Below are 21,395 nucleotides of genomic sequence, written 5' to 3'. Positions count from 1 at the left end.
CAAGAGATATCGCCAGGCCGTATATTATCTGTAAGAATCTCGCGATGCGGGCTTGACAGACAGTCGCTTCAGACATACACTGGAAGTGCCGATAATAGTCTGTTGGCGTCCGGAGTGACGTCTTGCTTCGCATCGGCGGGGTAACAGACGACAAGGTCTGGCAGCGTCAGAATCTCAACCGGTTTGTTTGACATCAGGAAAGATTTGTAAAAAATCGCTTGACAGTCAAGTATAGGTGGTGTATTCTTCAAGTCTGCCGGACAGGAACGTTTGGCAGATTTTTTGTCGGAAAGCGGTTCTTTGACAACTAAATAGCCACGTCGAAGACACGGCGCCATAGGTTTGGCGGTCGTGTCGCGGGTCCACGATTCGGTTGAATCGTTGTGATCAATATTTGTAAATCATGAACAAGCGAACGTTTGTTCGCCCAGATCATGACTTCGGAAGAGACAAAGTAACATTTGTGATATTCACGGAGAGTTTGATTCTGGCTCAGAACGAACGCTGGCGGCGTGCTTAATACATGCAAGTCGAACGAGAAAATCCGGCTTCGGTTGGATGAGTAAAGTGGCGAACGGGTGAGTAACACGTGGATAATCTGCCCTCGAATCCGGGATAATCCTTCGAAAGGGGGCCTAATACCGGATAACACCTCCTGGCGGCATCGCCGGGCGGTCAAAGGCGGGGTAACCTGCCGTTTGAGGATGAGTCCGCGCTCCATTAGCCTGTTGGTAGGGTAACGGCCTACCAAAGCGACGATGGATAGCCGGCCTGAGAGGGTGATCGGCCACACTGGGACTGAGATACGGCCCAGACTCCTACGGGAGGCAGCAGTAGGGAATATTGCGCAATGGACGAAAGTCTGACGCAGCAACGCCGCGTGGGTGATGAAGCATTTCGGTGTGTAAAACCCTGTCAGTGGGGAAGAAACGTGCAAGCGTAACTGCCTTGCACCTGACGGTACCCACAGAGGAAGTCCCGGCTAACTCCGTGCCAGCAGCCGCGGTAATACGGGGGGGACGAGCGTTGTTCGGATTTACTGGGCGTAAAGGGCGCGTAGGCGGACCGACAAGTCGGATGTGAAACCTGTCAGCTTAACTGACAGCCTGCATTTGATACTGTCGGCCTTGAGTACAGGAGAGGAGAATGGAATTCCAGGTGTAGCGGTGAAATGCGTAGATATCTGGAAGAACACCGGTAGCGAAGGCGGTTCTCTGGACTGATACTGACGCTTAAGCGCGAAGGCTTGGGGAGCAAACAGGATTAGATACCCTGGTAGTCCAAGCGGTAAACGATGGGTACTAGGTGTCGGGGGTATCGACCCCCTCGGTGCCGCAGCTAACGCATTAAGTACCCCGCCTGGGGAGTACGATCGCAAGATTGAAACTCAAAGAAATTGACGGGGGCCCGCACAAGCGGTGGAGTATGTGGTTTAATTCGAAGCAACGCGCAGAACCTTACCTGGGTTTGACATGTACGGGACAGTCGGTGAAAGCCGGCCTCGCCTTCGGGCGCCCGTGCACAGGTGCTGCATGGCTGTCGTCAGCTCGTGCCGTGAGGTGTTGGGTTAAGTCCCGCAACGAGCGCAACCCTCGTCCGTAGTTGCCATCAGGTAACGCTGGGAACTCTACGGAGACTGCCGGTGACAAGCCGGAGGAAGGTGGGGATGACGTCAAGTCCTCATGGCCCTTACACCCAGGGCCACACACGTACTACAATGGCCGGTACAGAAGGTTGCAAGACCGCAAGGTGGAGCCAATCCCCAAAACCGGCCTCAGTTCAGATTGGAGTCTGCAACTCGACTCCATGAAGGCGGAATCGCTAGTAATCGCTGATCAGCAGGCAGCGGTGAATACGTTCCCGGGCCTTGTACACACCGCCCGTCAAGCCACGGAAGTTGGGAGCACCCGAAGTCGTTTGCCTAACCGCAAGGATGGCGACGCCTAAGGTGATACTGACGACTGGGGCTAAGTCGTAACAAGGTAGCCGTAGCGGAAGCTGTGGCTGGATCACCTCCTTTCTAAGGAGCACGGTGTGATGCCCGACCCCACCGGTCGGCACCATCGATGGTCGAGCGACACGAATTCACCTCCGGACCGGATCGCCGGTCTTCGGCGGGCTATTTACATACAAATGTTATCCGGCGCCTTTCAGGCGAGCAGATCGACTTGTTATTCTGGGCCTATAGCTCAGATGGTTAGAGCGCGCGCCTGATAAGCGCGAGGTCAATGGTTCGATTCCATTTAGGCCCATTGATTCGGTCGGGGATGTAGCTCAGTTGGGAGAGCGGTGGCTTTGCAAGCCACAGGTCACCGGTTCGATCCCGGTCATCTCCAGATTTGCAAAAACGTAACTTTGTATCATAACCGATACACGATGCCTTCGGGCATCAACGGTTCTTTGACAACTGAATAGTAGTAAAGAGATACGTCAAGGGTATCTTCCAAAAGGCTGCGCAGGAATGCGTATGCCGAAGGAATGCTCTTCCAAGTAGGTTTTCGATTAAGCTACTAAGGGCACACGGCGGATGCCTTGGCACAGATAGGCGATGAAGGACGTGGTAAGCTGCGATAAGCTCCGTGTAGGTGCAAACAACCTCTGAAACGGAGATCTCCGAATGGGGCAACCCGGCCAGGGTCATTCCTGGTCATCAGGCACTGAATCCATAGGTGTCTGACGCGAACGCGGGGAACTGAAACATCTCAGTACCCGCAGGAAGAGAAAACAACCGTGATTCCCTCAGTAGCGGCGAGCGAACGGGGATCAGCCTAAACCGGACGGCACGTTAAAGCCTGACTGCGTTGTGCCTCCGGGGTCGTGGGAACCACTCGGCTCGGTGTCAGACGAGCTGCGAAGTTACAAACCATCTGTATAGGTGAAGGATCTGGAAAGGTCCGTCAGAGAGGGTGACAGGCCCGTAACCGACATGCTGATGGCTTCGTGTGAGTCTCCCAAGTAGGGCGGGACACGAGGAATCCTGTCCGAATCCGCCAGGACCATCTGGCAAGGCTAAATACTTATCTGTGACCGATAGTGAACCAGTACCGTGAGGGAAAGGTGAAAAGTACCCCGTGAGGGGAGTGAAATAGTACCTGAAACTGTGTGCCTACAAGCTGTCGGAGGAATGGTGACTCTTCGGAGTCTCCGGACTGACGGCGTGCCTATTGAATAATGATCCGGCGAGTTACTTCTCTGTCGCAAGGGTAAGCAAAACACTTGCGGACCCGTAGCGAAAGCAAGTCTGAATAGGGCGATTAGTGGCAGGGAGTAGACCCGAAGCCAAGTGATCTATGCATGGCCAGGATGAAAGTTCTGTAACAGGAGCTGGAGGTCCGAACACACCGGTGTTGAAAAGCTGGGTGATGAGCTGTGCATAGGGGTGAAAGGCCAATCAAACTTGGAAATAGCTGGTTCTCCTCGAAATAGCTTTAGGGCTAGCCTCGGATATAAGTTTTACGGAGGTAGAGCACTGAATGGGCTAGGGGCCCTACAAGGCTACCAAACCCAATCAAACTCCGAATGCCGTAAAATGTTCTCCGGGAGTCAGGCGGTGGGGGATAAGCTTCATCGCCGAGAGGGAAACAACCCAGACCAGCAGCTAAGGTCCCTAAGTCATGCTCAGTGGTAAAGGATGTGGAACTACTTAAACAGCTAGGATGTTGGCTTAGAAGCAGCCATCATTTAAAGAGTTCGTAACAGATCACTAGTCTAGTGGCTCTGCGCCGATAATTCAAGGGACTATGCATGGCACCGAAGCTCTGGATTCCGCCGCAAGGCGGAGTGGTAGGGGAGCATTGTCTGTCGCATGAAGGTTACTCGCGAGAGTGGCTGGACGATAGACAAGGGATTATGTCGGAACGAGTAGCGAGAATGCAAGACCACAAACTTGCACACCGTAAGCCTAAGGTTTCCTGGGCAAGGCTAAACCTCCCAGGGTTAGTCGGAACCTAAGTCGAGGTCGAAAGGCGTAGATGATGGTAAACAGGCTAAAATTCCTGTACTTGTGGAGAGACGTTATGAGCTATGGGGTGACGCAGAAGTGAAAGGTCAGCCGGCCATCGGTTGTGCCGGTCTAAGCCCGTAGGCGGGGATCGCAGGCAAATCCACGGTCCTAACGCCGAGAGGTGATGGGGTGGTCCTAGACCAGAACTGACTCTAATCAGGCTGCCAAGAAAAACCTCTGTGCCAGTTGCTCCGCAATCCGTACCGCAATCCGCCACAGGTAGGCGAGGAGAGTATCCTAAGGTGCTCGGGCGAACTCACGTAAAGGAACTAGGCAATTTGACTCCGTAACTTCGGGATAAGGAGTGCCACTAGTAGGTAACATATTTACTTATGAAGCCGAACGTGGCCGCAGTAAAATGGCCGCGGTGACTGTTTACTAAAAACACATGTCTCTGCTAAGTCTAACAAGACGACGTATAGGGACTGATACCTGCCCGGTGCTGGAAGGTTAAAAGGAGATGTCAGCCGCAAGGTGAAGCATTGAATTGAAGCCCCAGTAAACGGCGGCCGTAACTATAACGGTCCTAAGGTAGCGAAATTCCTTGTCGGGTAAATTCCGACCTGCACGAATGGTATAACAATTGCGGCACTGTCTCTACGTGGGCCCCGGCGAAACTGTAGCAGCGGTGAAGATGCCGCTTACCCGTATCGGGACGGAAAGACCCCGTGAACCTTTACTATAACCTGACATTGGTGTTTGGTACCGTGTGTGTAGCATAGGTGGGAGGCACTGAAGCTGGCCCGCTAGGGTCGGTGGAGCCACCGGTGAAATACCACCCTCATGCTATCGAATATCTAACCTCGCGTCGTGAAACAGGCGCAGAGACAGTGTCAGGCGGGTAGTTTAACTGGGGCGGTTGCCTCCCAAAATGTAACGGAGGCGCGCAATGGTTCCCTCAAGCCGGGTGGTAATCGGCTGTAGAGTGTAAACGCATAAGGGAGCTTAACTGCGAGACAGACAAGTCGAGCAGATGCGAAAGCAGGTGTTAGTGATCCGGCGGTTGTGCATGGAAATGCCGTCGCTCAACGGATAAAAGGTACTCTGGGGATAACAGGCTTATCTCCTCCGAGAGTTCATATCGACGAGGGGGTTTGGCACCTCGATGTCGGCTCATCACATCCTGGGGCTGGAGAAGGTCCCAAGGGTTTGGCTGTTCGCCAATTAAAGTGGTACGTGAGCTGGGTTTAGAACGTCGTGAGACAGTTCGGTCCCTATCTGATACGGGCGTAGGAAACATGAGGAGATTTGACCTTAGTACGAGAGGACCGGGTTGAACCAACCTCCAGTGCACCTGTTGTGACGCCAGTTGCATCGCAGGGTAGCTGCGTTGGGAAGGGATAAGTGCTGAAAGCATCTAAGTACCAAGCCCACTCCAAGATGATGTTTCCCAGGCGCAAGCCTCTAAAGACCCCTGGAAGATGACCAGGTTGATAGGTTACAGATGTACGCGCAGTAATGCGTTTAGTCGAGTGATACTAATCGGTCGTGCGGCTTAATCGTAAAATTTCTACTACCGAGTCATTGCGAGGCGCTTCGCCGAAGCAATCTCGGTTAGAAAGTTTGCGACTCCTACTTGAAAGCGCATCCCGGCATGCGTACCCTCGCGCCGCCTCTTGGGCGATACCTCGAGTATCTCTTACTGCTATCAGAATGTTACGGCCTGCATGGTCCGACACCGTGTCATTGCGAGGCGCTTCGCCGAAGCAATCTCAGCCGCAGGCCACGGATATTCTCGGTGGCGATAGCGACAGGGTCACACCTGTTCCCATTCCGAACACAGCAGTTAAGCCTGTCAACGTCGATGGTACTGCACCTGAGAGGGTGTGGGAGAGTAGAAAGCCGCCGGGGTAAATCAAACCCCCTCGCAAGAGGGGGTTTTTTTGTTTTGGTCGTCTCCCGTCACTCCCTGCTCATCCAGCCAAACGTAGACAAGTGTAATCCGACACCTGTACCTTAACAGAAGCGCTGAGTCAGAACTCGTAGCACGGTTTAACGGGCGGGTCCCCGATTCCGAGCATCACGTAATCGACCAAAAGCTGGATATCTGAAATGTCGACCAAGCCGTCGCAGGTGCAATCTCCAAGCAGGTGACTGGGAAAGAAATCTGGACCGTTAAGAAGGACGTAATCAACGATGGCAGTGAGGTCGCCTATTTCAATGGCGCCGTCATTGTTGGCGTCGCCGTGTGAAATCGACAGCACAGCCCGAAAGGCATCGACCCGGCCATAGCCGAACGTATCATTCGGCACCGTCACACCAAGCGGCACGGCCGAGTAACGGAGGATATCATAAACTTGGTCAGACGTGAGCATCGAGTCTCTCGACAAAAGAAGGCTGGCAGTGCCGGACACAACCGGGCAGGCAGCAGAAGTCCCACCGAAATGACAATCGTAGTCGAAATCATTGGGGCTGCTGCAATTCCAGGTGATAGAGGAACCACAAAGTGAATCCACATTCGGATTGAATCCCGTAGTACTCATTTGGTCCAGAGTCCAGACGTCCCCCCGCAGACACACATTGCCGCTTGGCGCCATGAGGTCAAGGTCAGCCCCCTAGCTGCTGTACTCCCAGCGGGTGTCGTTCAAATGCGTGGCGCCGACGGCGAAACAAAAAGGTAATCGGGCCGGATACGACACAGGGAATTTGTTATCATTGTTCCCGGAACTGAATATCACTGGGCAGCCACGCCCAAAGCGACCATTGTCGTATGCCGCGTGAAGCGCGTCGTTGAGAGTTTGATCATCAGTACCTGGCAAAAATCCCCAACTGCACGAAAGTATGTCTGCGCCATTCTCGTACGCCCAATAGATTGCGGGAGCATCTTCCTCCGCCGTCATCCCATCGCCCTCATCGGAAAATATCTTCACAGGTAGAATCTTTACGTACGGGTTAAGAGACAATATTCCGCTGCTTGTCTGCGTCCCTGTCAAGCTGTCAGTCGTGTGAGAAGCTCCTATTATGCCGGCGCACGATATGCCGTGGCTCTGCAGTGCCCCGGGTTGAGGGTTATAATCCCCACCGCCGGGAGGATAGAAATCACGTCCCGCAAGCAAACGGGAAGCCGGCAAATCCTCGTGCGAGTTAACACCATCGTCGATCACTGCCACTGTAACTGGGTTAGTCAGGCCAGCAAAGTCCCAGACCGACGCGCTATTGAATGTACCGATTACTTTCTTGGTGTGCGGCTGATATGGATGATAATAGTCGAACAGCTTGTATGCCATCGGCTGCGCTTGAATTCCGAACTGGGGATCAGCGTAACGGGTTTCCGGCAGGTCATGGTACAGATTCGTGATATCTAATAGTCGGTACCCTGAAGAATCGGTGTTCCGAAGAATGAATACGTTGTCGATCCCTTCCAACGCGTGGTCAATGACAACTCGATACCGAAGGTTAATGCTGTCGATCTGCGACTGGGAGAGGTCACGGTTGAACGCCGCAACAAACGTTTCGCCGACCGGCGCCGCCAGACCGCTCTCGAAGTAGTAATATGGCTCCCCGAGGTATATCCCCTCAACTCCGTTTAGCGAATCCAGGAATGCCGTGCAACCGTCCGTAACGGACAATGAACACGCCACAAATCCCGGAAGCATGTTCGTATCCGGGACAGCCGAGACAATCCGGGCAATCCGTGACAATACGTCTTGCTGAGAAGATCCAATATCAAATTTGACGACCACTTTTGTCGAATCGATCCCCAAAGGTACCATCCCATCAGTACCGTGATAGAACTGCGCGCGAATGCCAGCCGCAAGTACTGCTATCACGACCGACACTAACCAGATGAACCTCTCGACCCTCATTCTACACCTCCATTCCTTTAGGGTGCAGCCTGACACGTAATCCAAACCAGTGCCGCCGCACTGCCCACGAAGTAGTTCTCTGTGATAAGTTCTGTCTGAATATCAAACACTATGAAATCGCCGTTTCCCGCCGCGTACGCTCGGGCTGCCACCAGTATCTTCCCATCGGGTGAGACAGCCATCGCGCCAATCGGCAGGTAGTCTCGGATGCTGTCCCCTATCAGGCCATACGTGTCAATCTCTTTGTAGAGGACGTTGTTCTGAATATCAAACATCAGAAACGATGATGGAGGAGGAGGACCGAACAAGGGTGTTCCCGGATTTGATATGAATGCGTACCTGCCGTCAGAAGTGACAACAATCCAGCCCTGACCCGGTGTGATATACAGGCTGAACACTATTGAATCGCTCGCAACGTCGTAGACCTGGAAGAAATGGTCGAAAGTCGAGACATGTAGATAGAGTAGCCACTTGGTCTCGTCAATTGACGGTACAAACCTCGTGACACATTCTGAGGGGAATTGCATTTCAACTTCCCGAATGCCGTTGTAAGGATTGAGTTTGTAGATATGCTGACAATCCCCCCTGCCATAGAAGTGCCTGCCATCAGCCGAGAAATCCCCCACCAACTCCGAGCTGGTCGTATCTGTGTATACAACCGAGTAATCGGATGTGCGCAGAATATTCAGATCAGTGCCTTGTATTGCCACCAACTTGCCGTCTGGAGAAACTGCCACACCACCAGTACTGGGGTAGGGTAATTCCGCTATGAAGGCAAACGAGTCGGTGCCCACAACCACGGTGGAATTCCCATATGGTATGTAAAGCCGCTTACCATCAGTCGACACCGCAATGTTTGGAAACGAACGATATGGCAGTACGATTGTGTCTATCTGTTTTGAGACCGGATGGAAGCGATAATAAGTAAACGCGTTCGCCCTGAAATAGAACGGATACTCCTTCTGGGGCGGTCTCGGTCTTGTCGGCCCGTCACTGCACGAGAGCAGGAGTATGCCGACTACCGCGCAAGCCAGAGTGCGTGTCACACTTGCGACCTTCATTCCCATGTCCATAAAAACCTCCCGAGGTCGATCCCTCGTCTTATTTAAATATAACGAATACCCACTCCCCACGTGTCAAGAGGGAAATTGAGATTCTTCTATCCATTCTCCGCCAGCCAGTGGCCCGCCCCTTTGCCGCACTTTCCCTACAGACTTTGTACTGACATTGATTTGCCCCCCCTTCTGTGGCGAAACTTGTCCGTTCACACATGCAGCCACGGGAAAGAAGTGCATTGCGAAATTTGAAAAACAACAAAACGAACCCAATCGGTCATTGTGCGACAACAAGATACGCCGAAGCAGACCCAAAAACGAACCCAAATAAGCCATGGGACACCGCTGGGTCGGGTGGCCCACCGCCTCGCGGTCGGTTGCTCCGATTAACGGTGTGCTATCTTGTCCTGTGCGTGGCCGGCTTCCCCGACTTACTGATTACTAACCAGGTCCCTACCTCTAAGCCCACGCACTTTCCATTTGCATACTGGACCGCTACACTCTATGTTTCAACGGACCCTCCCGCTGATTCGAGAGAGTCGTGTAGGTCAAGACCCCGTCATAGCCCCGGTGCCTCACCTGAAAGGTGCGAATTCTCCGTGACCTCTTGGGTGATCGAACACGCACAGTCAGACTTTGAGGTTGCCGGGTTCGCTTGCAGCAAACGCACCTGGTAGGTGCGGCACGAAGCTATTGGGGATTCATCAGGCCTTCACCAGCTACAACAACCCGAAAGGAAACGCCGTCACTGAGCGGATGATGCGGGCGCTCAAAGAGGAACTGATCTGGTTACGGGAATGGCGCGACCCACATGAACTATCGGCCGCCCTCGACCAGTGGATCGAAACCTATAACGAGACCTGGTTACACTCGGCGCTGGGATACCGGACCCCCAACCGGGTCGAAGAAACCTATAACCTGACCACGAGGACTCTCTTAGAAAACGCTGGCTAAATAGGGAGCATTACACTATGAATAGGGTTTGTGTAATTGCAGTGCTTGATTTTGGGCAAATCAGAGTAATCCGTGGAAGTGTTACTACCGTATGACGACTAATTCAGGCCGGTGGCCCACTATTCATGGTGGGATGTGGGATCTGTTGCCGGCCGCGGTGCCTGACATGAAAGGTGAGAATTCTCCGTGACCTCTTGGGTGATCGAACACGCACAGTCAGACTTTGAGGTTGCCGGGTTCGCTTGCAGCAAACGCACCTGGTAGGTGCGGCACGAAGCCATACTCTCTGACTGTCTCATATTTAAGCGCAGAGGCGTCACTCGGTGCCCCACCGCTTGCGGTGGGGTCAGATTCCAGCCGAGAAATGTCACGTAGCGCGGAACCCGAAGCCTGTGCCTGACCTGAAAGGTGAGAATTCTCCGTGACCTCTTGGGTGATCGAACACGCACAGTCAGACTTTGAGGTTGCCGGGTTCGCTTGCAGCAAACGCACCTGGTAGGTGCGGCACGAAGCGTCAGCCGTGAGACCAGCTACAAGTGGGTTCGGCGGTATGAGGAGGACGGGATGCGGGACTGCAGGACCGATCGCGCGTTCCTCATCACTCGCCTCGTGCGGTGTCGGCATTGATCGAAGAGGCTATCGTCGAGGCTCGATCGGCGCATCCGCACTGGGGTCAGAAGAAACTGGTGGCCTTGCCCTGTGCCTCACCTGAAAGGTGTGTATTCTCCGTCCGTCACGCAATCTCTCGCACACGCGCAAGAACGAGATGTTTCACAGAATCACAATCTCTATTCTACATCTGCGCCGTCCCCATACCACTTGGCGCTCGACCAAACATAGTCCTCTGGAGCCCGCACCATCCCTCTCTTGACAGGGTTCCAATGGCAGTAGGCGATGGCTCGACGCACTCCCTCCTCAGTCCGGCAATTATAATCAAAACATCGCCTCATCCAGAATACAAACCTCGGCTCGCCGTCGCGGACGATGGTGAGTCGCTGTTGCAAAGGGCTGTTGTGACGCACGAGTACCTCGTGAATAATCTTCGCTGAGCGTTTCTTGATTTCTCCAATTACCGCCCCGATCTTCACATCAAGCGGTGGGACAAGCACGAGATGCACATGCTCAGGCATGACGACCCATGCCAATAACTGGCAGTTCGTCTGTCGGCAGACCGATTCGATCGATGCGGCCACAGCGCCTCTAAATACGTTGTTGGTGAGCATCGGCAACCGGCGGTGTGTGCTGAATGTCACAAACCGGGCTCGTCCATCGTGTTCGAAGTGCTTTACCGTCACGGAAACAAACTATCAGGGGGGACTGACAGATACTGTCAGTGAAATTTCCGGTTCTGCTCAGAGCAAACGCACCTTGCAGGTGCGGCACGAACCGTGCCTGTACCTCACCTGAAAGGTGAGAATTCTCCGTGACCTCTTGGGTGATCGAACACACGCCGTCAGACTTTGACGTTGCCGGGTTCGCTTGCAGCAAACGCACCTGGTAGGTGCGGCACGAAGCCCCCCGGCATTTGCTTCACCTCTCCTGAAAAAAGCCTTGACAATATAGACCGGAATAGTTTACATTAAAGCACATTGACTGACATCTGGGCGATGCTCTGAGACTCGCACTCGAACATCTCGAATTCCGCGTCTGATTTCTCTGTTGTTTCAGAGCAAACTGGTTTTCACAGTATAATTTAATCTCAAGCTCAAGGTCGCACCGATATGGTCAGCGTACATGGTCCGCCCGCCGCTGTGCTATTTGACAGCGAACCCACTTGGAAAGGAAACAAACCATATAGCTGCAAACTATTGGAGTTACTATGAAAACGAGGAATAGAGCACCTGCTCGCGTGATGCTTGCCTTGGTCTGTATTCTCGCCCTCGGAGTTCTGTATGCAGTCGCGGATTGGGTACCGAGCGATGGTCACAAGATGCACTTCCCGCAATTGCCGGATGAGGCCGGCTGGGATGTCAATGCAACCGCGCCGGTGGTTCTCGCCGATGACTGGATGTGTTCGGAGACCGGCTGGGTGAAGGACATCCACTTCTGGGGCTCATGGAAGAACGACATCGAGGGCCAGATTCAGTATTTCATCGTCAGCATTCACCAGGACATTCCCAAAAATCCTCCAACCATTCCGTACAGCCGCCCCGGACCGGTTATCTGGGAACGACAGATATTCAACTTCATCACCCTCCCCGTGACGGCGCAGACTCCCGAGGGCTGGTACGACCCGAGTATCGGGGAAGTGCTCGCGAACGACCACCAGCAGTACTTTCAGTACAACATCTTTCTTGACACGCTTGACTGGTTCCATCAGGACTCCGGAACAATCTACTGGCTGAACGTCTCGGCGGTCTTGCAGCCCGGCCCGGTTACGGTGCAGTGGGGGTGGAAATCTACCAGAAACCACTGGAACGATGACGCTGTATGGGCGACTCTGAGTGATTACAATTGGATCGATCTCTACGAACCGCGCGACACGACTCCGCCGATCAATAACGACTACGATGCCGCCTTCGATGAAAACGGTAACTTCGCCGGCGGTTCGGGCACCGACGCATACGGCCTGGGATGGTACCAGTACCCCTCGGGCTGGTGGAATATCTGGTTTTACGACCATCCGTATGACACCACCAGGTTCAAGCAGATTCATGTCGCGTTCGACATCTTTCCGTTCAACCCGACTTTCCCGTCGTCCGTCATATTTGCGATCAACTTTGCCACCGATATCTGGTCAATCGACGGAAACCCTCCACCGCAGCCGCGAATTCCGCCGCTTCCGGGAACGGACGAGTCGATTATGATCGCACGTGACATAAGAGGTACGCTTGGGCCGGGGCACTACGAATTCGACCTGGTTGTGCCCAACTACAATCCGGAATGGGTCTCCATAGATCTGTTGCAGGGGCGGAACGTGAGAATTCAGGGACTGATTATTCACCAGTGTCGGCCGAAGCCGCAGTCGCTGGATCTCTCATTCGTCATCACCGGCGGAGCTCCTACAGCGCCGACCGGAGCCTGCTGCTATCCGGATGCGGTCGGCGTCTTGCAGTGTACCGTTACCGATCAGGTAACCTGCGAGACTATTCTGGGCGGCGTCTATCAGGGGGACGGGACTGTGTGCGACCCGCCGCAGGCCTGCTGTCTGCCGAATGGCCAGTGCGTGAATGTCGATCCGCGCTGCTGTTTGCTCCAGGGTGGTCAACCGCAACCGGCTGGAACCCTTTGTACCAGCCCGGTCGCTTGCTGCCTGCCCACCGGTCAGTGCGTCACGATCGACCCTGTTTGCTGTATGCAGCGGGGTGGGCAGCCGCAGCCCGGAGCATTGTGTAGCGCTGTTGAGGCGTGCTGTCTGCCAAGCGGCCAGTGTGCCATGATGGACCCGGTGTGCTGCCTCATGCAGGGCGGCCAGCCACAGGGGGCTGGTACTACGTGCACTACCCCAGTCGCATGTTGCCTCCCGGATGGCCGGTGCGTGACGCTGGATCCGCTCTGTTGCACGGCCCAGGGGGGCCAGCCACAACCGGGTGCTACTTGTAGCACACCTCAGGCATGCTGTCTGCCAAACGGCCAGTGTGTCAACATGGATCCGGTTTGCTGCGCACTGCAGGGCGGGACTCCGCATACAGGACTCTGTGCGCCGTTGCAGGCATGCTGCCTGCCCACAGGTCAGTGTGTCATGTTGGATCCGGAATGCTGTCGCATCCTGGGCGGCAAACCGAAGCCACAAGGAGTTGCGTGCACGTCGCAGGTCTGTTGCTGCACCGGCACAACGGGCAATGTCGATGGTGACCCGGCGGATATCGTTGATATTTCGGATCTGTCGGCCATGGTCGATTATCTGTTCTTCGGTGGCGCTATCTCACCGTGCTTCGAGGAGAACGATGTCGATACATCGGGTGCTATTGACATATCTGATCTGCAGATGTTAATCGATTTCCTGTTTGGAGGGGCAATCGTTTTGCCGTCGTGTCCATAAGACACGTGACGGTAAAGAGGACCAACAGGTTCGATTAACCGCTGAGGTGCAAAAGGGGCGACTTCCTCAAGTCGCCTCTTTCTATTTTCATGCCGAAGGTCGGCAGACCGGGAGGTCTGCCGTTTATCCAAACCCACCCCAAGGGGATGGGGTACCCCACCGCTTGCGGTGGGTGTCCACCGTTGTATCGGGCCCTCCCTTCTGCCGACTGGCAGACGGTGTGACCGGATACCCACCGTTGTAATTCCGGCCGCCGAGAGCCTGAATCCAGTCAGCGCCCCTGTCGTCGGTTCGAGCGAAGACGAGAACCGGCGGCAAACCGATAGGCCGATAGCCCGCGTCTCGACTGCGCTCGACGCGACGGAAAGGATTGTCACGTCGCCTCCGCCTTCGGTGGAATCACCTCACCATGACGCTATCGGCAGAACCGCCTCTGGTTCTGCCAGTGTCGCAGGTTGAGTTCCGAAGCGAGCTACTCTGGGCATTCGGCAGCGCGACTGAAAAAACTCGACACCGCAGCTCCACACGGTCCCACAGCAAGGGGCCTGTTGAAAAAGTGGCGGGTCACACGGCCGCACTTCAGTGCAAGTGCGCTCTATCGTCGTCGCACTGAGCCGAAGTCGAAGTGCGGCGATGACATACCTTGCGGCCGCAAGGCCCGCCACAACGAACAGTTGCTCTTGTTTTCAGAAAAGCATAGTTTTTCAACAAGCCGCAAGCTGTGGGGCACTCTGTACGGTTTGACGTGACAGCCGTCATCCCCTCACCACCTTCACCATCTGTCTGATTGCGCCGATGTGGAAGGCGGTGTGCGCCACTACCGCTATCACCCCACCCAATCGACGCTCGTCGTTCCAGTCCGGGAAACTCTGAAGGTGCGCCAGAAGTCCCCGGTAATCGTCCCGAACGCGCTGCCGAAGTTCCGTCCATTCCTGCTCCGACACCGTGTGAACCAGCCAGCTCTGTTTCCAGTCCAGCTTCTCGTAGAACTTGCCATCCATGTAGTCGTTCATCACGCGAAGGTAAAACCGGATATGTTCCACATGCCCCGCAATACTCGTGCCGCCCGGCGTGGTGGGACGCGATGCCTCAGCCGCGGATAGAGTGTCCAGCGTCTCGCACAGCGATGTTCCTCGGTCGAGATAAATCCCCTCAACTTTCTCGAAAGTTTCTTGCAGAATCGGGAATATCTGCCTGGTGATCAATTCGTTGGCGACATTCTCTGCCATGGTTCCTCCTGGTCTATGTTTGGGGCTACATAGGCAATTTGGGCGAATTCGTCAATCACTTCGTGCAGGTGCAGCCACGAAAGGGGAAACGGTGTTCGGGACTGAGGCGATAGGGTCGATTGAGTTTGGGTGAGAACTAGGAACCCACCTGAAGCAGGTGGGATACACCTCGGGCTACATGTGCATTCCACTTGCGTTGGGCGGAGAATTGAAGTTACTTCTCGGTATAAGGGGGCTGAAGGAGAAAACCGCGCATGACACCAGAATTCCGATCCACCGCCCCTGATCAGTTCGAATATGCCCCTTACTACGGGAAGTATATCACTGCCATATCACATGGTGACATTCTAACCACATTGTCAGACCAGGTTTCCGATGCCCGCGCGTTGTTCTCCGGCCTGTCCGATGAGCAAGCGATGTACTCCTATGCTCCCGAGAAGTGGAACATCAAAGAGATTCTCGGGCATGTGATCGATGCCGAGCGCGTCTTTGCCTATCGGGCGCTTCGGATCGCCCGGGCTGACAGAACGGCACTGGCGAGTTTTGAACACGATGACTATGTGAAGGTGGCGAAGTTTTCACAGCGGCCGCTTCCGGTCTTGCTGACCGAATTCGAGCATGTTCGCGCCGCCTCAGTAGACTTGTTCACGCACCTTGACGATGAAGCCTGGTCCCGCAAGGGAACCGCCAGCGGGTTCGCGGTGAGTGTGCGGGCGCTGGCGTGGATAATAGCCGGGCACGAGCTCCACCACCGTCGGATCATACAGGCGCGCTACCTGAAATCTCAGTAAGTATCCCAAGAGCGGACCTTCACAGTCCACTATTGTGCCTCTGGCAGGGAACGCCGGCCCGAGCACTGGTGTTTAACCATCCATGAAAACAGTGGCCGGCCTCTCCGGGCCTGCCGGAAACCGCATGGAGGATAGTTATGAGTGAGAAGAAGATCATCGCTGTTGTCGGCGCCACCGGTGCTCAAGGGGGCGGGTTGGTTCGCGCTATCTTGAATGACCGGACCGGCGGGTTCATCGCGCGAGCGCTCACCCGCGATGTAAATTCGGACAAGGCGAAGGAACTCGCGCAGCTCGGCGCCGAAGTTGTTGCCGTGAACGTGGATGATCCCGGGAGTTTGAAACGCGCTTTCAAGGGCGCGTACGGAGCGTTCTGCGTAACGTTTTTCTGGGATCATTTTTCAGCCGAAAAAGAGGTAGCGGAGGCCCGTTCGATGGCTGAGGCCGCCAAAGAGGCCGGTCTGAAACATGTCATCTGGTCAACTCTGGAGGACACCCGCAAGTGGGTGCCGCTCGATGACAACCGGATGCCTACCCTTCAGGGAAAGTACAAAGTGCCGCATTTCGACGGCAAGGGTGAGGCGGACAAAGCATTTGCGCAGGTCGGAGTCCCGACAACCTTTCTGCTCACCTCGTTCTACTGGGATAATTTCATTCATTTCGGCATGGGTCCGCAGAAGGATCAAAGCGGCTCGTTCGCCATCACGTTCCCAATGGGAGACAAGAAACTGCCCGGGATCGCAGCCGAAGATATCGGCAGGTGTGCCTATGGCATCTTCAAGAAGGGGCAGGAGTATATCGGCAAGACGGTCGGCATCGCCGGCGAGCATCTCACCGGCACGCAGATGGCGGCCGCCTTCAGCAAAGCTGTTGGCAAAGAGGTCCGGTACAACGCAGTCGAACCCGAAGTATACCGGAGTTTCGGCTTTCCCGGAGCCGATGACCTGGGGAATATGTTCCAGTTCAAGCGTGACTTCGAGGAATACTTCTGCGGCGTGCGCCAACCTGAGACGGCGAAAATTCTCAACCCGGATCTTCAGACGTTTGACAGTTGGCTGGCCAGGAACGGGAACCGCATCCCGATCAAGTAATCTTCATTGTGATTACGCTTTGTGGACAGACCGCGGAGGCCGTCCCTAAGGCTGCACATCAGTTGTGTCAGGTCCTGACGCCGAGGAAGTCGGGGTTGTGACCTAACGCCGTATCTCATTGGAGACAAAGGGCGTCAGTTCACACGACCCCGATTGCATCGAGGTCGCAAGAACTGACGCAACTGGGGTTGCGACTTTTGGGACAGCCTCGCCCGTCTGCCAGGCCCTTAGGATGATCGTTTACTTTCCACCTCCAGTTTCCGATACTATGATAATACCGGCTGACAGTCACGGGAATGCTCGGCCGGCATTCATCACCTCTCATCTTGGAGGAGAAAGTCATGGATTTTCACAAACCCAATCAGGGCCAGACAGGCACTTTGCCGCCGTCGTCAGGGCTTCCACAACCTAATCTACCGACACCTGGCCAGGGGCAGGTCGAACAACTTCGTTTGCAGCAGCAGTTCGATCGCCTACGGCGAGATCAAAGTCTCGGCAAGGGGATTCTCGGCGGTCTGGCCGCTGCCATAGTTGGCGCGGTCGCGTGGGCAATCATCACGGTCGTTACCGACTACCACCTCGGCATCGTGGCGATCGGCATAGGGTTTCTCTGCGGCTATGCCGTGCGCGAAATGGGTAAGGGCGTGGATCAGGCGTTCGGGTTCGTGGGGGCAGGTTGCGCGGCTCTTGGTCTGGCGCTCGGTGATATCTTCACCTCCTGTCACTTCATAGCGCAACAGGAGCAAATGGGAATCTTCGATGTCATCTCGCAGTTGACCCCGGGTCTGGCCTGGGAGATTTTGAAAGCGGGATTTTCCCCGATGGATATTCTGTTCTGGGTAATTGCGCTCTGGGCGGGATACAAGTATTCGTTTCAGACGGCTCCGCAGAAAACCTCGGCGTAATCGCGGGGTCTGTGGTCAGGACCCCAACCCACTGTGGAAGTGGTTCGGGGTCTTGGCCTCTACCAGGATTTGATGCCGATGTCGGGGACAGCCGCGCGTCCCTTTTTCTCAATCATCTGAAAAAGAAACCGACGGAACGGCGCAAAGTAGCAGGGCTGTTTGCAGTTGCTGAGGTCGTTCAACTTGACACAATGTTCTTTGCAACACTCCGAGAGTGTCAGCACCTGGTCTGGAACCGGCTCGACAATGAACTCCCTGAATTCATTTGCCGGTACGGCCAAACTCGAACGGCAGTTTGGTGTTTCATGCTGAAACATGTAGTAGGCGGTCGTCGTATCGTCTTCAATGAACATCATGCCAATCGGCACGAGGTCCGGGTTGTTTACGAAATCGCTTGCGGTTAACCAGACACCGCAGTTGCCGCACCGTTTGATATGTTTCTCTTGCATAGCCGCCCTCATGTAGAATTACCAGTCTTTCAGGTATCGACACCGATTGTTACTCGCTTTAGAAGGGAGTAGTTGTAACGAGAGGTAAGGAGGATGATTGACAGGCTGCGGCTGATGCCCGATAAACCTTGACGCCAAACGACTTGGGACCTACCATAGGCCGGAAACGAAAGGACTGTTCCATTCTCTCGGCGCTAAACAACTGGCTCAAAAATACCGCTTACGAAAGCCAGCAGTTGTTTTTTTTCTCGGGGCGGATGTTGGCCTCACTGCTTGGCCGTCCATTTTATATACCCGAGACATTCGAGCAGATGTACCTGATCGGCGTCGGTTCGCTGTATCTGGTTGTTCTGACGGGCGTCTTCGCGGGGCAGGGATTCGCGCTGGCGTTTTCGCAGGAGCTTGCCGATTTCGGCGCCAAGGATTATTTGGGACGGATCATGGCCATTGCGATCGTCCGTGAACTCGGACCGACACTAACCGGATTGATGATCGCGGCTCGCGTTGCAGCCGGGATTACGGCCGAGATCGGCGCTATGAAGTCATCGAATCAAATCGACGCCATGGTGGCGTTTGGCATAGACCCGATTCGAAAGATTGCCACGCCTCGTCTGATATCGCTGATCATTATGACTCCCGTTCTCACGGTTGTCTGCGATGTTATCGCCATTCTCGGCGGCTGGGTGATTGCGGTGTTTATCGCCCATGTCAGTTCCACCATGTACTGGGCCTCGGTACGGGAACGGCTTATTTTCGGCAACCTGTTCATGGGGCTGTTCAAGCCGTTTTTGTTCTCGTTTGTCATCGCGTTCATTTCCTGTTACAAGGGGTTCTCTTCTGAAGGAGGCACCAAAGGGGTTGGCCAGGCGACGACCAATTCCGTCGTGCTGACATCGATTACGATCCTCATAGTCAATTTCTTCATCACCAAGGTGATCTATTCGTTCATCAAGGGGTACCTATGATCGAGCTGCGCAATGTCAACTTCTCCTATGATGACAAGTCGGTGCTGAAGAATATCTCGTTCAAAATCGACCAGACCGAATCGGCTGTCATTATGGGGCCATCCGGTTCGGGAAAGTCGACCATTCTCCGACTCATCCTTGGCCTAGTCTGCGCTCAGAGCGGCGAGGTGATCATTGACGGGGAGAACATATGCGTAATGCGGGAACGACAAAAACGCGAGATCCGCAAGAGCATCGGCATGGTGTTTCAGGATGGCGCGCTGTTCGATTCGCTTACGGTGGGCGAGAACGTGGGTTACTATCTGCTTGAGCACACCAAGATGACCTGGGCCGAGATCGAAGAGAAAGTGGTGGAGATGCTGGGGTTCGTTGGATTGGACGCTGATGAGATAGTCGACAAGCTGCCCGAACAGCTATCCGGCGGCATGCAGCGTCGGGTGGCAATCGGTCGGGCGCTGCTCTCCACCAATCCCAAAATCATGCTGTACGATGAACCCACGACCGGATTGGACCCGCAGTCAACTGAGAATGTTCTATGGTTGATAAACAAGCTGACCAAGGAGAAGGCGATCTCGACTATCGTAGTGACCCATCAGATTGCCGATGCCCTGGCGATTGCCAACCGATTTATCGTGATTCACGGGGGCGAGTTGGTGTTCGATGGCGACCTGGCCGGGTTGCGAGATTCCGTCGACCGGCGCGTGCAGGATTTTCTCGAACCATTCCGGGCTTCGTTTACCGCTGTGGCCGAGCGGAAGTTCGTCAACCACACGCCGGGTGTCTGAATAGGAAAATATCTGTCTGCCGATAGAGTGAGAATACAAGGCTAAATATATGAAACGATCAATCGGAGTTCGCTGGGGAAAGCTGAAAGTCGGCCTCCTCGTTATGTTTGCCATTGCCACCGCAATGTGGGCCTCGCTGACAGGCGGAGGAACATCCATCTTCGAGTCAAAGGGGATGTTCATCTGTTATTTCAAGAACGTGAACGGGCTGGTCAATGGTTCGCCGGTCTGGATGTCCGGGGTGGAAGTGGGGAATGTCCGCTCGGTCACGTTTGTAAATTTGGATTCTCTGCGCCAGGTCAAAGTGACCTGCCGGGTGAAGAAATCGGTCTGGCATATGCTGACAAAGGACTCCGAGGTCGCGCTTGGGACTATCGGTTTTCTTGGAGACAAGTATGTCGAAATCTTTCCGGGGACTAAAGGGCTTGAATTAGTCAAAGAAAACGAGGTGATTGCCACCCGCGACGTTGGTGAAGCGGCCGCCATGTTCAAAGCAGGGGAGACGGCGCTGAACAGAGCCGGCTCATTGGCCGGGAATCTGGATACGCTTTTGGGTCGCATGAACCGAGGTGAGGGAACACTTGGCCAGTTGGCAACGGACAAGGTACTGTATCAGCAGATGACGCGCCTATTGTCCGATCTGGCACTTCTCACACGTGACTTGCAGAAGAACCAGGAACGGCTGACGTCATCAATTGAGAAAATCGGAAACTTCAGCGAGCGGCTGACCAGCCAAGTCACTGAAGGAAAAGGGTCAGTCGGCAAGCTGATGGATGACCCGGCGTTGTATGACAGGTTGGCCTCAACGAGCGCGCGGCTCGATTCGATCACGGCAAAGATAAACAGCCGGGCGGGGAACATGGGGCTACTGGTGAACGACACGGCGCTGTACAATGAAGTGACGAACCTGATTGTTCGGATTAACAATCTGGTCACGGATATCGAAAAGAACCCGAGAAAGTATTTTAAGTTTTCGGTGTTTTAGGGGAAAGCTGGGTGGCCCACCTGCTTGCAGGTGGGGTTTTGGGGGGCGGCTGACGGCTATTCCCACCCGCAAGCGGGTGGGGCACCCGCCAGCTACGGTTAACGAAGAACGGGCACATCTTTGGCAGACTCGAGCGATGGGACTGAGTTACTATGGGAGCTACACATATAACTGGTTACTCAACGGCAACATCATGGATGCTCCGTATTCGAATTCCTGGGATGATGCATACAGAAGAATCTATTGGGAGGAACTTGGTGCCAGAGGAGGCTTCTAGTGTCCTGTATCTAACGCTTCTTTACATTTGGATATTTTCTTCATGATGGCCTCGACCGAGGCGGTCCAGACGAAGGCCTTGGGGTGCTGGTTGTGGGAGTCGATGTAATCACGTATAGCTC

At 54.5% G+C, this 21,395-nt stretch carries 12 protein-coding genes, 2 tRNA genes, 3 rRNA genes and 1 pseudogene; 13 read left to right on the top strand and 5 right to left on the bottom strand.

Features of this window, described 5'->3' with window-relative positions:
• Positions 1–469: 469 nt before the first annotated feature.
• From AB1644_10945 to rrf, 5 genes are all read left to right on the top strand, one after another.
• A 16S ribosomal RNA gene (locus AB1644_10945) occupies positions 470–2,020 on the top strand.
• 158 nt (positions 2,021–2,178) lie between these two features.
• Positions 2,179–2,252 (top strand) — tRNA-Ile (locus AB1644_10940).
• A gap of 11 nt (positions 2,253–2,263) precedes the next feature.
• A tRNA-Ala gene (locus tag AB1644_10935) sits at positions 2,264–2,336 on the top strand.
• Positions 2,337–2,500: 164 nt separating this feature from the next.
• A 23S ribosomal RNA gene (locus AB1644_10930) occupies positions 2,501–5,506 on the top strand.
• A gap of 231 nt (positions 5,507–5,737) precedes the next feature.
• A 5S ribosomal RNA gene (rrf, locus tag AB1644_10925) occupies positions 5,738–5,854 on the top strand.
• Together the 16S, 23S and 5S rRNA genes with 2 tRNA genes alongside form the textbook arrangement of a ribosomal RNA operon.
• Before the next feature lie 122 nt (positions 5,855–5,976).
• Here the strand turns inward: rrf and AB1644_10920 are convergent.
• Together AB1644_10920 and AB1644_10915 are read right to left on the bottom strand one after the other, a co-directional pair.
• Positions 5,977–7,599, bottom strand: a pseudogene (locus tag AB1644_10920) (S8 family serine peptidase).
• A gap of 227 nt (positions 7,600–7,826) precedes the next feature.
• Positions 7,827–8,870 carry a hypothetical protein gene (locus AB1644_10915; GenBank protein ID MEW6051559.1) on the bottom strand — a complete coding sequence of 348 codons (1,044 nt, stop codon included), beginning with the start codon at positions 8,868–8,870 and terminating at the stop codon, positions 7,827–7,829.
• 687 nt (positions 8,871–9,557) lie between these two features.
• Here AB1644_10915 and AB1644_10910 point away from each other — a divergent pair.
• Entirely contained in the window at positions 9,558–9,818 is a 261-nt protein-coding gene (locus tag AB1644_10910; protein ID MEW6051558.1) for an integrase core domain-containing protein, read from the top strand.
• 788 nt (positions 9,819–10,606) lie between these two features.
• On the opposite strand, the gene AB1644_10905 is transcribed toward AB1644_10910, so the two are convergent.
• On the bottom strand, positions 10,607–11,071 hold the full coding sequence (locus tag AB1644_10905) for a transposase (protein ID MEW6051557.1): 465 nt from the start codon (positions 11,069–11,071) through the stop codon (positions 10,607–10,609).
• Positions 11,072–11,637: 566 nt separating this feature from the next.
• Here AB1644_10905 and AB1644_10900 point away from each other — a divergent pair.
• On the top strand, positions 11,638–13,800 hold the full coding sequence (locus AB1644_10900; GenBank protein ID MEW6051556.1) for a hypothetical protein: 2,163 nt from the start codon (positions 11,638–11,640) through the stop codon (positions 13,798–13,800).
• Between the two features lie 755 nt (positions 13,801–14,555).
• On the opposite strand, the gene AB1644_10895 is transcribed toward AB1644_10900, so the two are convergent.
• The gene (locus tag AB1644_10895) at positions 14,556–15,029 is read right to left on the bottom strand and encodes a DinB family protein (protein ID MEW6051555.1); all 474 of its coding nucleotides are present in this window, start codon (positions 15,027–15,029) and stop codon (positions 14,556–14,558) included.
• 254 nt (positions 15,030–15,283) lie between these two features.
• Here AB1644_10895 and AB1644_10890 point away from each other — a divergent pair, with 254 nt between their 5' ends.
• The 3 genes from AB1644_10890 to AB1644_10880 all read left to right on the top strand — a co-directional run bounded on the left by AB1644_10890 (position 15,284) and on the right by AB1644_10880 (position 17,813).
• Positions 15,284–15,820 (top strand): DinB family protein, encoded by a 537-nt coding sequence (locus tag AB1644_10890; protein ID MEW6051554.1) that lies wholly within the window; start codon positions 15,284–15,286, stop codon positions 15,818–15,820.
• A gap of 137 nt (positions 15,821–15,957) precedes the next feature.
• Positions 15,958–16,908 carry an NmrA/HSCARG family protein gene (locus tag AB1644_10885; protein ID MEW6051553.1) on the top strand — a complete coding sequence of 317 codons (951 nt, stop codon included), beginning with the start codon at positions 15,958–15,960 and terminating at the stop codon, positions 16,906–16,908.
• A gap of 341 nt (positions 16,909–17,249) precedes the next feature.
• Entirely contained in the window at positions 17,250–17,813 is a 564-nt protein-coding gene (locus AB1644_10880) for a hypothetical protein (GenBank protein ID MEW6051552.1), read from the top strand.
• A 59-nt stretch (positions 17,814–17,872) separates the two neighbouring features.
• On the opposite strand, the gene AB1644_10875 is transcribed toward AB1644_10880, so the two are convergent.
• Positions 17,873–18,262 (bottom strand): hypothetical protein, encoded by a 390-nt coding sequence (locus AB1644_10875; protein ID MEW6051551.1) that lies wholly within the window; start codon positions 18,260–18,262, stop codon positions 17,873–17,875.
• Positions 18,263–18,405: 143 nt separating this feature from the next.
• Here AB1644_10875 and AB1644_10870 point away from each other — a divergent pair, with 143 nt between their 5' ends.
• From AB1644_10870 to AB1644_10860, 3 genes are read left to right on the top strand one after another with little or no spacing between them, the layout of a single operon-like run.
• The gene (locus tag AB1644_10870) at positions 18,406–19,227 is read left to right on the top strand and encodes an ABC transporter permease (protein MEW6051550.1); all 822 of its coding nucleotides are present in this window, start codon (positions 18,406–18,408) and stop codon (positions 19,225–19,227) included.
• Positions 19,224–20,012: an ATP-binding cassette domain-containing protein gene (locus AB1644_10865; GenBank protein ID MEW6051549.1), complete on the top strand. Its 789-nt coding sequence runs from the start codon at positions 19,224–19,226 to the stop codon at positions 20,010–20,012. The genes AB1644_10870 and AB1644_10865 overlap by 4 nt, the downstream gene beginning before the upstream one ends.
• A gap of 49 nt (positions 20,013–20,061) precedes the next feature.
• Complete coding sequence (locus tag AB1644_10860) at positions 20,062–20,997, top strand: MlaD family protein (protein MEW6051548.1); 936 nt, start codon at positions 20,062–20,064, stop codon at positions 20,995–20,997.
• Positions 20,998–21,395 lie beyond the last annotated feature (398 nt).

The organism is Candidatus Zixiibacteriota bacterium, assembly GCA_040753875.1.
Lineage (GTDB): Bacteria > Zixibacteria > MSB-5A5 > GN15 > FEB-12 > DATKJY01.
The sequence above is the reverse complement of the archived record's forward strand: the minus strand, read 5'-3'. Positions and strand labels throughout refer to the sequence as shown.

What these genes read in the sequence shown, in the direction of transcription:
- AB1644_10915 (MEW6051559.1), bottom strand. Translation starts at nt 8,870, where the DNA reads ATGAAGGTCGCAAGTGTGACACGCACTCTGGCTTGCGCGGTAGTCGGC.
- AB1644_10900 (MEW6051556.1), top strand. Translation starts at nt 11,638, where the DNA reads ATGAAAACGAGGAATAGAGCACCTGCTCGCGTGATGCTTGCCTTGGTC.
- AB1644_10895 (MEW6051555.1), bottom strand. Translation starts at nt 15,029, where the DNA reads ATGGCAGAGAATGTCGCCAACGAATTGATCACCAGGCAGATATTCCCG.
- AB1644_10890 (MEW6051554.1), top strand. Translation starts at nt 15,284, where the DNA reads ATGACACCAGAATTCCGATCCACCGCCCCTGATCAGTTCGAATATGCC.
- AB1644_10885 (MEW6051553.1), top strand. Translation starts at nt 15,958, where the DNA reads ATGAGTGAGAAGAAGATCATCGCTGTTGTCGGCGCCACCGGTGCTCAA.
- AB1644_10880 (MEW6051552.1), top strand. Translation starts at nt 17,250, where the DNA reads ATGGATTTTCACAAACCCAATCAGGGCCAGACAGGCACTTTGCCGCCG.
- AB1644_10875 (MEW6051551.1), bottom strand. Translation starts at nt 18,262, where the DNA reads ATGCAAGAGAAACATATCAAACGGTGCGGCAACTGCGGTGTCTGGTTA.
- AB1644_10865 (MEW6051549.1), top strand. Translation starts at nt 19,224, where the DNA reads ATGATCGAGCTGCGCAATGTCAACTTCTCCTATGATGACAAGTCGGTG.
- AB1644_10860 (MEW6051548.1), top strand. Translation starts at nt 20,062, where the DNA reads ATGAAACGATCAATCGGAGTTCGCTGGGGAAAGCTGAAAGTCGGCCTC.